This is a genomic window from Amycolatopsis sp. NPDC051373 (genome assembly GCF_040689465.1).
Lineage (GTDB): Bacteria > Actinomycetota > Actinomycetes > Mycobacteriales > Pseudonocardiaceae > Amycolatopsis.
In genome coordinates, this window is the sequence record NZ_JBFBAE010000022.1 from 174,356 (window position 1) to 186,605 (window position 12,250).

At 65.4% G+C, this 12,250-nt stretch carries 9 protein-coding genes and 1 pseudogene; 4 read left to right on the forward strand and 6 right to left on the reverse strand.

The features are described from left to right. Positions 1 to 2,275 precede the first annotated feature (2,275 nt). On the forward strand, positions 2,276 to 2,917 hold the full coding sequence (locus tag AB0383_RS34855) for a hemerythrin domain-containing protein (RefSeq protein ID WP_366189553.1): 642 nt from the start codon (positions 2,276 to 2,278) through the stop codon (positions 2,915 to 2,917). A 1,984-nt stretch (positions 2,918 to 4,901) separates the two neighbouring features. Here the strand turns inward: AB0383_RS34855 and AB0383_RS34860 are convergent. Beyond that, positions 4,902 to 5,305, reverse strand: a pseudogene (locus AB0383_RS34860) (nitroreductase family deazaflavin-dependent oxidoreductase). Between the two features lie 147 nt (positions 5,306 to 5,452). On the opposite strand from AB0383_RS34860, the gene AB0383_RS34865 reads away from it, so the two are divergent. The 3 genes from AB0383_RS34865 to AB0383_RS34875 all read left to right on the forward strand — a co-directional run bounded on the left by AB0383_RS34865 (position 5,453) and on the right by AB0383_RS34875 (position 7,885). Continuing rightward, complete coding sequence (locus tag AB0383_RS34865) at positions 5,453 to 6,373, forward strand: NADP-dependent oxidoreductase (protein WP_364188732.1); 921 nt, start codon at positions 5,453 to 5,455, stop codon at positions 6,371 to 6,373. A 13-nt stretch (positions 6,374 to 6,386) separates the two neighbouring features. Next, positions 6,387 to 6,875, forward strand: coding sequence for a cupin domain-containing protein (locus tag AB0383_RS34870; RefSeq protein ID WP_366189554.1), 489 nt, complete (start codon positions 6,387 to 6,389; stop codon positions 6,873 to 6,875). Between the two features lie 236 nt (positions 6,876 to 7,111). Further along, positions 7,112 to 7,885 carry a methyltransferase domain-containing protein gene (locus AB0383_RS34875; protein WP_366189555.1) on the forward strand — a complete coding sequence of 258 codons (774 nt, stop codon included), beginning with the start codon at positions 7,112 to 7,114 and terminating at the stop codon, positions 7,883 to 7,885. 78 nt (positions 7,886 to 7,963) lie between these two features. On the opposite strand, the gene AB0383_RS34880 is transcribed toward AB0383_RS34875, so the two are convergent. From AB0383_RS34880 to AB0383_RS34900, 5 genes are all read right to left on the reverse strand, one after another. Then, on the reverse strand, positions 7,964 to 8,476 hold the full coding sequence (locus AB0383_RS34880; protein WP_366189565.1) for a cytochrome P450: 513 nt from the start codon (positions 8,474 to 8,476) through the stop codon (positions 7,964 to 7,966). 92 nt (positions 8,477 to 8,568) lie between these two features. Continuing rightward, positions 8,569 to 9,255, reverse strand: coding sequence for a TetR/AcrR family transcriptional regulator C-terminal ligand-binding domain-containing protein (locus AB0383_RS34885; protein ID WP_366189556.1), 687 nt, complete (start codon positions 9,253 to 9,255; stop codon positions 8,569 to 8,571). 408 nt (positions 9,256 to 9,663) lie between these two features. Next, a complete protein-coding gene (locus AB0383_RS34890) occupies positions 9,664 to 10,302 on the reverse strand; it encodes a glycerol-3-phosphate dehydrogenase C-terminal domain-containing protein (RefSeq protein ID WP_366189557.1) in 639 nt (212 codons plus the stop codon). Between the two features lie 271 nt (positions 10,303 to 10,573). Beyond that, positions 10,574 to 11,407: an LLM class F420-dependent oxidoreductase gene (locus AB0383_RS34895; RefSeq protein ID WP_364188718.1), complete on the reverse strand. Its 834-nt coding sequence runs from the start codon at positions 11,405 to 11,407 to the stop codon at positions 10,574 to 10,576. Between the two features lie 620 nt (positions 11,408 to 12,027). Continuing rightward, the coding region (locus tag AB0383_RS34900) for a hypothetical protein (protein WP_366189558.1) at positions 12,028 to 12,250 on the reverse strand (223 nt) is incomplete at its 5' end.

Genomic DNA, 12,250 nt, shown 5'->3' on the forward strand with positions numbered 1-12,250 from the left:
CTGCCGAATCGGCCGGACTTGGTGCGGCGGCCGTCTATGGCGGGAGCCGCGCGGCCGCGTCGAGCCTGGCTCGCCCCCTGTCGGCACCAGCACGGGGGGTCAACTTTCAGAGTCCTGCCCGGGGGTCAATTCGTAGAGACCGTTGACATGAGGGGTGAACTTCGGGGTTCAACGCGCGTAACTGCTCTCGTCGACCTCGCGCGCCACGCAAGGGCGGGCACCCAGAACCGACGCATGTTCAAACTTCGAGGTCCTGGCCAGGACCTCGAGTTATTGTTGACTTCCCAGCCGCGGTAGCGACGCGTCACGTCGCGATTGAGGCTGGGTGGCGGCGAGCCGCCAGCTGATCTGCTGGTTCGCCCAATCATGGCATTCAGGTTGTCTCTTGCCAGGAGACGGAAGGATGTGATTTCCCTGAATGCAACAGCCTTATCATCGATCAGCTCCCTGCCGATCACAGAGCGCCTGTGAAGGCGGCGGAAGCGAGTGCGTGCACTTCGGCCTGCCGGTTTCCTTGCAGGATCAGATTTTGGTTAAAACTTCTTGGCGATCGACATCAAAGGGATCCACGAAGTATCGTTTCGATCGCGTGCGTGCAACGCGTCCGCATATTCGATCAAGCAACGAAAACGCTAGGCTTCTACTTCGGCGGCAAATTCGTCTCATGCCAAAACTCGAGCACTCAGCGCAGAGTCGGTCACACCCGTTGATAAAATGCGGGATTGGTCAGGATTGGTGTAGTTCGGGAACCGCCAGCGCGGCGTGCCGAACACTGATCCCAATCGGGGTCACCACCGGCCGCGTGGGTGGCGGTCGCCGAGCGGCCCTCAAGTGGCGAACGCACGTTTTTCGTCGGCCCAGGACGCCGATTAAGAACCGTCGACCTTGGCTCATATCGGCCCAAAGTATCCTCGAGCTTGGCATAGCGCGCTAGAACCACGTTGACTCCCGGATCGTCTACTTGACTGCTCGTTTCCGCGCCGAATCCGTCCACCGGGGCGTCGGCGACCAGCTCAAACGGCGTCGTCTGATAAGAGGTACTATTTGCATGTAGAAGTAGATATCGCATCACGCTGATCACCAATTATTTCTCAAACCAAGGGCGTCAGAAATTGCGAGGAAAGATCACCCTGCATGCCCTTTATCGTATTGGCTATTCAATAAACACTTGACGAGCGACGCCTGAGACTCTGAATGAGACTTTTTCCTTCCGAAGTGAGGGTGGCCGATTCAGCGGTGCGGCGGCCGGTGCTAGCTGTCAAAGTTTCAACTACCTTCCTAGCAAGACGGGACCATGAAGTCCAGAAGGAGATCAACAACCGGGTAAGACGGGTAGTGGATCCGGAGTTGGCAGGCAGGGCTGGCGTGGCAACACGGTGGACGAGTCGATATGTCGGCGTAGAGTGCCCGGATCGATTTCAATCTCATCGAGTGTTGAACACGGTGGACCCGTGATCGAGGTGTAGATCACAGCGAGGTCACTGCTGAACCCGCTGCGGTCCGAAGTTTCGCGTCGTTCTGGGGTTATTTGTCGCGTATTTCCCTTCCGCCGGTCTCGGTGCAGCGCGCAACGGTTTCCCGGACTCGGGCGGCGGGAATGATGATCGTCACAGGACGAATGACACCCGCCTGCTGCCGTCACGGAGCCGGATCGTCACGTGTGATGGAGCAGGGGAGCCTTCCGACCGACGGTCCCGCCAGGCTCACAGCGTTCCACGCGTTCAAGTCGGCGTCGCGCGTCCGGCGCCGCGGTGCGGGGTAGTCGCCGAAGGGCACGAACGAACGTGCTGGCGGACACCTCAGCAGGCCGGACCGGCAGTGGGTCGGTGAGCGCGTCTTCGTGCCGTGCGCCGAGGAGGTGCTGGGTCTCCGCGGCGCCGGCTGGGTGGTGCGCCCGCCGAGGCGGGTGGCGCCCGCGGCGAGCCCCGCGGCGCCGGCCCCGGAGAGGGCGAGGAATCCCGCTGGCCGACTTTCGGTTCTCCGCGTGCTCGGGCATGCAGGCTTCGTTCCCCGATCCTGACATCGGTGCCGGCAGCCTTGCCGATGATGGTAGAGACGAAGATCGGGCCGTCACCGGCGAGAGAAGGGCCTGTCCCGTGATGGCGCCGATCGCGTGCACCTCGTGCGCGGCGCCAGAAAGATCCGCCGTCCGTGGTCGACGGGTCCCGCAGTGAACGGTTCACCAAGGTCAGCGCAGGTGTCGAGCGGGCAGACGTGCGGTTCGAAGGGGCAATCAGATTGATTGGAGAGCCCTGTACTCAGCACAGTGGAGGCCATGAGCGAAGCCCTGACTGACGTCGTGGCGGTCGTTGAGACCCGCCTGACCCACGACCTGCACCGCCGCGCCACCACGCTGCTGAGCGACGCTGCCGCCGATCGGGCGGTGCCGTTGTCAGCGCTGGCCGAGCTGCGCGATTTTCTCGTGCAGAACCTGCACCACCACCACGAGTCCGAGGACGACGAGCTGTGGCCGCTGATCACGGCCGTCGCCCCGGACGCGGGCAAGGGCCTCGCGGACCTCGGCGACGAACACGACGAACTCGACCGCAAGCTCGACGCCCTGGCCGCCGTGCCGCTCGAGAGCGACGACGACCGCGCCGCGCTGCACGGAACGGCAGTCGCTGTCCGCGACCTCATCCACCAGCATCTTGAGCATGAGGAGCCGGTGCTCTTCCCTGCTCTGCGCGAGCACCTGCCCGCCGAGTCCTGGGCAAAGTTCTCCCAGCACGTGATCGCCACGGCCCCGCCGGTCGCGCCGCACTTGATGGTCGGCTTCTTCGACCAGGTCGGCACTCCTGAAGAGGTCGACGTCGTGTTGTCCGGGCTGCCCGAACCCGTGCGGCCGTTGCTGCCGGCCCTGCGGCAGCAGGGCGCGGAGGCCCTGCACGTCCTTGCGGGTGCCGGTGCGCCAGCCTGATCGCCTCGTCAAGGCCCGGTCCGCAGCGCGGGCCGGGCCTGATTGCGTCAGCGCACCCGCCCGGCGGGCGGCGTCCAATACGTCCTGGCGCGCTACAACGATTCGCCCGGTCCGTAGCGAAGCGCAAGAGCCACGGGTGGCTGAACGCCAGCTGCGCCACCGAGAACGGCACGCACAACGTCCGAAGCAGCGCCGTCGGGATCGTCCACGCCGAAGCAATCGCGCCCACCACCGCGAGGCCGAGAACCCGCGTGCGTGAGGTAGCTGGTGAGCGCCATGCGGCCGTATCGCTGCGGCGGCAGCAAGGCGGCGCGCAGCCGAGCAGAGGCAGCAGTGGCGTCAGCCCCTGAGGTACGCGACGGCCGGGACGATTGCGAGGTTCTCCTCCAGCGCGTGCGTCAGGTTTGCATCCGACAGCGGCTGGGTCCGAGCCCGCAACGCGATCGTCGCGATCCCGGAACCGCGGACGCGACCTCGGCGACCCGACTGGAGCCTCGTGCGGTCCGACGTGGTGCTTGCTCCTGAGAGCCAGGCGAGTCCGGCACCGGACGTACACGCCGCGCTCCTGAACCTCTCCGTCCTGCCGTCGAGGGGGTGTAGTCCACACCGGCCGGAGCGCCATCGTCGCAGGTATGCGATTTGCGCTCAGTGAACCGGAAAACGGTGTGGCGCCGGACCCGACCCGTCGCGTTTGCGGCTGGGCGAACACCGCTTGCTGCTGTCGGTGGCCCGGTTGAAGAAGATGTTCGCCGAGGCGAACGGCCGACGCCGGATGGCTGGCCTGCGGACCGTAGTGCACGCCCGTATGCTGCGGCACTCGTTCGCGGTGATCACACTGGCGCAGCTGCAGCGCAGCCATCTGACAGCCACGGGGACACTGGACGAGGCCAGACCAGGGCAGTACGTGCAGGTGATTGGGGATCCTCTCGGTTCGGTACGACCACAGCTGGGACATCGGTCCGTCACCAATACGCAGATCTACGTGCACACTCTGGCCGAGCTGGATATGCAGACGCGGCTCGCGTTGGCGCCCGAGGCGTGGACTGATGGCGAACCTGAGTGGGGTGCTTTGGGGGACGCCTGGTGCGCTGTCGAGGAAGGACCGGTCCGTACTGGCCCCACAGCTGCCGGGCTGCGAGTACGCACTCCCTCGTCAGTTCCACGACGTGGAAGGCGATCTGCGTGTGACGTATGTCGGGGACGAGTGCGCAGCCCCACATTCCGGGGCGGGGCGTTGCCACTGCAGGGCTGGTGCGACGCGCTCGCCGCGGTGATGGCGAGGCGAACGGGCCCGCAAGACGGCTCACGGACCCGGGAGTCCGCGAACAGCGCGTACACGATGACCGCATGTCACCTGCGGTTCCTCGACGAGCCGCCAGCGCTACCGCGGGAGCCCTCGGCCTGAGTGAGCAGACCGCAGAAATCGGCCTGACCGGTGTTTCTGGACGATAAGGTCCAGTTCCTGTCGGCAGTGTTGAAGGATGAGTTGTTGCTGACGGCGGCGGCACGGTATCTCGTCGGCGAAGACGGGGAACTGGCGGGACCTGGTCGGACATGGGGCTGTCCCGGGCTCCGTCTGTCGATGGTGAAGCACGCAAGTGAGACGCCGCTGGGTCGAAACCCGCGTGTTCCTCTCCGCTGTGGGCCAGGGGCCGAAACGCCGAACGCTACGTCCGCTTCGCCAAGATCAAGAAGGCTGACAACGCGACCGATCTGTGCCGCCGAGCCACAACATCCCGACCTCCTGGCCGAATCGGCGTCTGATACCTCGGATACTCGTGGAGGCGGCCTGAGGGAGAATCCCGTCGCCATTTCGACGCGCATGTGGCGGAAGGCTGCCAAACCTCCACTGCCTTCCGCCCCGGAGTCCGGTCGATATCGGGCCGAGCGCGACTCGAAGCCCGCTTGCTGCGACAAGGCGTCCTCGACCACCGGCGAAATCACGGAACCGCGAACGAGGGCGGGGCCACGCGTTTCCTCGTGTTCACACCCGTTCGAGCACCACCACGGGGATCTCGCGGTCGGTCTTCTTCACGTACTCGTTGTAGTGCGGCCACACCTCGGCCATCTTGTCCCACAGTTTCGCGCGCTCGTCGCCGACGGCCGTGCGGGCGCGGGCGGTGAACTTGTCGGCCTTCACCTGCACGCTGACGTGGGGATCGGCCTGCAGGTTGAGGTACCAGCTCGGGTGCTTCGGGGCGCCCCGTTGGACGCCACGATTACCGGGTTGCCGTCCACCTCCTGGTAGATCAGCGCGAGCTTGCGGTCCGCACCACTCTTGCGGCCCTTGGTGATCAGGACCAGCGCCGGTACCCCCGGCTGCCAGTCGTGGCCGACTGCGCCGTCGATCTCCTCGTAGAGGCGGACGTGCTCGTCACCGTTAAGCATTCGTGTTTCCTCCTGATTCGTTGACCATGTACACGGCGTCCCCGGGCTCCGAGCTTCTTACCCGGCGATCCGATCCCGGTCACATCTTGCGGGGCTGCCTCGTCTCACTGATGATCATGCACCCGGAGAGCAAGGAAGGATCTGTCATTGCGAGCCATCACTGTGCGAGACCGCGACGCGGGCGTCGCCGGGTTCACCCCGGTGGAGCTGCCCTACCCGCACGCTGCCGAAAACGACGTCATCGTGCGGGTGCACGCCGCCGGCTTCACGCCGGGGGAGCTGAGCTGGCCGGCCACCTGGACCGACCGCGCGGGCCGCGACCGGACGCCGAGCGTGCCCGGTCACGAGCTCTCGGGTGTCGTCACCGAGCTGGGGTACGGCACCACCGGCCTGAGCATCGGGCAGCGGGTGTTCGGGATGGCCGACTGGGCGCGCGACGGCTCGCTCGCCGAATACACCGCGGTGGAAGCGCGGAATCTCGCGCCGCTGCCCGCGGAAGTCGACCACATCGTGGCCGCCGCGTTGCCGATCTCCGGGCTGACCGCGTGGCAGGGCCTGTTCGACCACGGCCGGCTCGGCACCGGTCAGACAGTGCTCATCCACGGTGCCGCCGGTGGTGTCGGGTCGATCGCAGTGCAGCTGGCCCGGGAGGCCGGGGCAAAGGTGATCGGCACGGGCCGGGCCGCGGACAGGGAGCGGGTGCTCGAGTTCGGCGCCGACGCGTTTCTCGATGTGCAGTCCGATCGGCTCGAAGACGTCGGTGAGGTCGACGTGGTGTTCGACGTGATCGGTGGCGACGTTCTCGCCCGTTCGGCCGCGCTGGTGCGCGCCGGCGGCACGCTCGTCACGATCGCGATGCCACCCCAAGTCAAGCCCGCCGACGGGCGAGCCGTGTTCTTCGTCGTCGAACCAGACCGTGTCCGGCTCGCCGACCTCGCCGAACGCGTGCGCGCCGGACGCCTCAAACCGATCATCGGCACTGTAGCGCCACTTGCCGAGGCACGCGCCGCGTTCACCTCGGGCGTGCGCACGCCCGGCAAGACGATTATCCGAATCACCGAAGACTGAACAGGACTCCCTCATGATCGCAAAGCGGATCACCGCAAGTGCCCTGGCGCTCTCGGTGCTGGCCGGAGTCACGGCCTGCACCGCTGCCGACGAGCCGACCGACCAGCCCGCCGCCGCCACCTCGATGGCCCCGAACCCGAAGGACACGGCGGGAGCAAAGCCGCCCGCCGAATCCTTGACCCCCCTGATCCAGCAGGCGCTGCCGGACGTACAGGGCAAGACGTTCACCTCGGCGATCGTCGACTTCCCACCCGGCGCGGTCGCTGCGCCGCACCGGCACGGCCAGGCGTTCGTCTACGCATACGTGCTCGAAGGCACCGTGCGCAGCCAACTCGACGACAAGCCCATCACCACCTTCCACCAAGGCCAGAACTGGGTCGAGCAGCCGGGCACCCACCACGTCCTCACACAGAACACCAGCCAGACGGCCCGCGCGCGGTTGCTGGTCGTGTTCGTGTCCGACATCGGAGACCCGCTCAAGGTCAACGACCCCCACTCCTGACGACTTGGCGCGGACACGGCGTGCTTGACAGTTCGCTCCTGCGGAAATGACCGAGCACTGGTTCCGCAGGAGCGAGCCGCCTAAGGGGCAGGGAACCGGAATCGTCACGACGTCGAGCAGTGAATTTGGGGTGGAATTTCGGCCCTGGCGAGCAGTATCACGCGACAAATAGTTGTTTTTTGGGCGCTCGCTACGGAAGGCTGAAGTAGGTCGAAGATCGATTGACGGAGGTAAGAATGAGTACTGACTACGCGCTGACCAACGCGTGGGAATGCGCGCAACGCAGGCTCAAGGGGTTGGAGGCTACCTACGACCCGACGACCCGGCGGCGCCTGAGCTCACTAGGGCTTGCTCCCGGCTGGGCGTGCCTCGAGGTTGGAGCAGGTGCGGGATCGATCGCGCGCTGGATGGGGGAGCAGGTGGGTCCAACCGGGTACGTCAGCGCGGTGGACCTCGACATCCGCGGCCTGCACCACCTGCCCGCGAACGTCGAGGTGCGCCAAGCCGACGTTCGCCTCGACCCGCTGCCCGAGGTCGCGTTCGACGTCGTGCACGCCCGCCTGCTGCTCAACCATCTGTCCGAACGCGACGAGATCGTCGGCCGACTCGTGGCGGCCCTGCGTCCGGGCGGATGGCTGCTGCTCGAGGAGGGCGACATGTTCTCCAGCGGTGTCGTTGACGAGGATCCTGACCACGCTCGCGCCATGCGCACCTTACGCGACCTCCTCGCGAGTGCTGCCGACGTCGACTACGGCCGCAAGCTACCCCGGCTGGCTGTCTCCTATGGCCTCACCGAGGTCGGAGTCGAATGTGAAGTTCCATTCTCCGAAGGCGGTTCGCTCGGGACGGAATGGCTGGCATTGACCTTTGACCAGCTGGCCGAACGCGCCGGCGGCGACATCCTCGACCCCGAGACGGTCGGGCGGTGGAAGGAGAAGCTGACACGACCGAGTTTATGGTTCGCTTCGCTCGGCGTGGTGGCAACGAGGGGCCGGCGCCCGGCGGCGTGAGCCGTCATTTTCGGCTGCTGCGGGCACGCGGGGAGGGCCCGGCTTCTCGGGTGTACGACTGTGCTCGCCGGCGGCCGATCAGGTGATGTCGAAGCGGTCCGGGTCCGGGAACACCGACGCGTCGCGGTTGGTCGAGAGCACCGACAGCAGCCCTGTCTCGCTCTCGGGAATGGTCACGTAAGCCAGCTCGAACGCCGAACCGGCGAAACGCGTCGGCAGGATGTTCACCGGGGACTCGAACCGCAGCACCTCTTCCACGACGTTGTCCACCAACGAAAGATCGGCGCGCAAGGCGGCGAGCTGGTCCGGCGAGGTCAGCATGCGCAGCCCGGCGTTGGCGATGAGGTGCACCGACGTGTCGTGCCCGGCGATCAACAGCAGCACCGAAGTGGAGACCAGCTCGTCCGCGCTCAGCCGATCACCGTCCTCATCGGACACCGCGACGAGTTCGGAGAGAGCAGTTCTGCCCCGGGGTTCGCACGCTTGCGTTCGATCAACGCGGTCAGGTATTCGGCGGCTTCCGCCCGCGCCTGGTAACGCCCGTCGCCGATTTGGGCATCGTTGATTTTGCTGGGCCCAGCCCCAGAACACGCTGCGGTCCTTCTGCGGGATGCCGAGCAACCCGGTTCACCAACTCGTGCAGCCGCGTGTGGTCAGGCGGGTCGCGATCTTTGGCGGGCCGACTACCCGTCGCGCCCGGCCCGTGCGGTCGAGCGCCGATTTGCGCTCGTTCGACGGCCAGCGATCGTCGGCCACAGAACAGTGACAACGTCTTCAGGGATATGTGCGTCCATCTCGCCGCGGTAGTAGCTCGCAAAGTAGGAGCCGAAGCATAATGTCGAGATGGTGTGGACGTCGATGTCGGCTCTGACGGCGCCCCTCGCCCGCAGCTGTGTCAGCACGATTTGAATGAATTCCACGCGTGGTCGGACTACGTGCTCGCGCAGGATATTCATTAACTCTGGCGTGCGGATGGACTCGGCGGCGAGGTTCCCTATCAGCATCATGGCGTCGGCGCTATAGCTAGCGGGGTCGACATAGCGGACGGCTTCTATGAGCGCGTCGATTGGCTCAAGGCGATCCAGATCAACCGCGGATAAGTTGCCCTGCGTGCGGAAACCGTAGTCCAGGGCGTCCACAACCAGGTCGAACTTGTTCTTCCACCGTCGACGCAGAGTGTTCCGACCGACCTTGGCATCGGCAGTGATGTCTTTGATGGTCATTTTGGAATAGCCGTCCACAACCAGCCGTCGGCGGGTGGCCCGGAGGATTGCCCCATCCAAGGCGGCGTCGCGAGGCCTACCGCCAGGGCCAGTACGGTCTGGTTCGTCCAAGTAGTCCGTCATGCGACGCCGCACTCCACCTTTCATATGCGTGTTGACCGGTGTCTCTAAGAAATATCTGTGCGTCTGGTATCGGGTATCAGCCGGCAAGTTAACTCGAACTGCGTCGCGAGGTAGCGACCGTTCATCGCGGACGCTTCGTGGGTACGTTTGTGGGGGAGGCGAGCGCGCCCAGGCCTCACTGCATGTACACCCTCGTTGATCTCGTCCGGGCTGCAATCCAGCGCGATGTGTGGTTGTAGTCGCGCAGCGGAAACAACCGCTTACACCCTCCTCTACGTTCACTGTCCTATCAGCGTCAGTCAACGATCGGTTCTTACTTCGGCTGAGGGCAATCCGCCAGCGTGAACCTCAAACAGACGGTAATCCAGCTTCGACCGGGCCGAACGCGAGAGGCCATCGCCCGCAATCCTGCATGCGCCAATCCGGGCCGGGTCAGCTCCGCATGGCCCGGCGCGCGTTCACCGCGTCGTCGTCGGAGGCCGCCGCGAGCGCGCGCCGGTCGGCCTCCCGCGCCGACTGATACGGCGCCACCTCCGCGGCTCGCCGGTCGTCGTCCCAGCCGAGTTCTTCGGCCAGTACCTCGGCCACGTACGGCGCGGCAGCCAGCCCTCGGTCGGGCGTCTCCATGAAGATTCGGGTGCGCCGCTCCAGCACGTCGTCGAGATGCACCGCACCTTCGTTCCGGGCGGCGTAGTGGAGCTCCGCCGTCAGATAGTTCGGCGCACCCTTCACCGGCCGAACCCACTCGGGCCGGTCGGCCATCAGGTCGAGAAGGTCCAGCGTGAGCGTGCCGTACCGGCCCAGGAGATGGTTGATCAGGGGCTCGGTCAACCCTGCCTCCGCCGCCAGCGCGCGCCGCTGGTTGAGCAACGCGGGGTAACCCGAGGCACCCAGGATCGGCAGTCTTTCGGTCTCCGAGGGGGGACAGTGCGTCCCCCACCAGCGGTAGCGGCGTAGACCCCGACCACGTCCGCGTCGCGCAGCGGCCGCCGCAGCCAACGGTTCGCCTGGTCGAGCAGATAGTCGATGTCGGCGCGATTGGCTGCGGGGTCGTCGCGAGCGTGCGCCCATCTCGTGTCCGTCGTCCCCAACAGCCAGAAACCGAACCAGCGCCGGATCATGAAGATGCTGTCGTCGGTCTTGGCGATCAATCCGGCTCGCGCCTCGAATGGCAATATGCCAGCTTCACTTTTCAGTCTGATCCGTGCTGGCCGATGCGTGCACCGGCCAGCGCACGAGCCCGCCTCCCTCTGGGCGTGCTGGGATGTGTGCGCGTGGGAGTGAGGCCCTCGTCCGTGGCGAGTTGAGGTTTTTGAACTTCATGCGCTCGTTGAGTCTCGGTTCATCGGTGGTCCGACGCGAGTCGGGCGAGGTTGTCGAGTGCGGTGATCGTGTCGGCTTCGGGCATTGTGGGTAGCAGGAATGTGTAGCGCTCGACGCCGGCTTTGTCGAATCGCTTGATCGCGTCGGTGTCTGTGGAGCCGTCGCCGAAGACGGTGAACGGTACGTTGGTGCGGCCTTGCTCGGCGAGCCATTCGCGGACGCGGCGGATTTCGTCGGCGGAGGTTTGCTGGGTTGGCAGCCAGGCGTCGCCGTGGCGGGCGAGCCGGCGCAGCGCGGCCGGGCTCCCGCCGCCGATGTAGATGGGCGGGTGTGGGGTCTGCACGGGTTTGGGCCAGGCGAAGATCGGGTCGAAGTTCACGTGTTTGCCGTGATACTCGGCCTGCTCCTGGGTCCAGATCACCTTGAGCGCCTCGATCTGCTCGTCGATCCGCGCACCGCGGGTCTTCGGGTCGATGCCGTGGTCCTCCGTCTCTTCGCGGTTCCAGCCCACGCCGACACCGAATACCACCCGGCCGCGTGACACGAGGTCCAGCGAGGCGACCTCTTTGGCCGTGTAGAACACGTCGCGCTGGACGAGTAGCGCGATGCCCGTGCCCAGCACGAGGTTCGACGTGTTTACCGCGGCTGCGGTGAGTGCCACGAACGGGTCCAGCGTGCGGTAGTAGTGGCGCGGGAGCTCGTCGTAGCGGGGGTGCGGGCTCTTCCGGTCCACCGGAATGTGCGAATGCTCAGCGAGGAACAACGAGTCGAATCCGCGCTCCTCCAGTGCCTCTCCCAGCACTGTGGGGCGGATGCCTTCGTCGGTTACAAACGTGGAGATCCCAAATTTCATATCTTCCTTCTACCAGATGGGCCACGGAAATGCTTCCCCGCGAGACACTTGCGGGTACTGCTGGTTGGCACAAAACGCGGCGCGCTCCCCTTGGGCGCTTGAGATCCTCGACCCACAGGTTTGAGCGACCAACCCATCCCCCTCAGTGCGGGCACGACTCATCGTCTGGAGCCGCCGTTTGCGGTTGATCCAGTTACGATTCCAGATATTCGGGCGCGGCTGGATATTGCCTCGTCGCGTCAGCGGCCGCCCTGTTCGGACGAGGAATTCGGCGGTCACGACCACCACTTGCGACGTAGCCGTCGTCAAGGCGTTCGGGAGCTGGACCGGTAAAGGCGTCGACAGTACCTGATCCTGAACGCGACTAGCGTCGAGAACGTGTCAGTGGGCCACCGAGGCTCACGAATTCGCCATGCTTTCGAAGGTCTTTTGCAGTCGCTACCCCATCCGTTCTGTGTCGAGGTTCGAGGGTACCTATGTCGACCCTGGAATGCTCACTTGTATCCATGCCGAGCAGCTTCCCGCCCGCTTGATAGATGCTGCAAAGCTGTGCCAGTTGGCACATTTTTATCATCAATGTGATCCGAAAGTCGGACTGCGGCTTGCTTAGTAAAGACCGCCTATATTTTTCGGAAGGATGGTCCGCGAAGGCCGACCGCCCGCATGCGCCCGCGGCGAACGGTCGGCTCGAGGAGCAGCGCGGTCGGTCGGGCGGAGCTTCCGGTCGCGCCGTCAGGTCTCAGCTGTGACTGGCCCTCGGGGTCTTCGCCGGTGGTGTCCGGGTCGAGTTTGGAGACTTGGTAGAGGGCGATGGCCCAGCCGTTTCCGGTCCGTTTCAGCAGG

Bases quoted from the DNA above. Each gene is read 5' to 3' on its own strand.
- AB0383_RS34875 (WP_366189555.1), top strand. From the start codon at position 7,112: ATGAGTACTGACTACGCGCTGACCAACGCGTGGGAATGCGCGCAACGC.
- AB0383_RS34895 (WP_364188718.1), bottom strand. From the start codon at position 11,407: ATGAAATTTGGGATCTCCACGTTTGTAACCGACGAAGGCATCCGCCCC.
- AB0383_RS34855 (WP_366189553.1), top strand. From the start codon at position 2,276: ATGAGCGAAGCCCTGACTGACGTCGTGGCGGTCGTTGAGACCCGCCTG.
- AB0383_RS34885 (WP_366189556.1), bottom strand. From the start codon at position 9,255: ATGAAAGGTGGAGTGCGGCGTCGCATGACGGACTACTTGGACGAACCA.
- AB0383_RS34870 (WP_366189554.1), top strand. From the start codon at position 6,387: ATGATCGCAAAGCGGATCACCGCAAGTGCCCTGGCGCTCTCGGTGCTG.
- AB0383_RS34890 (WP_366189557.1), bottom strand. From the start codon at position 10,302: ATGGGCGCACGCTCGCGACGACCCCGCAGCCAATCGCGCCGACATCGA.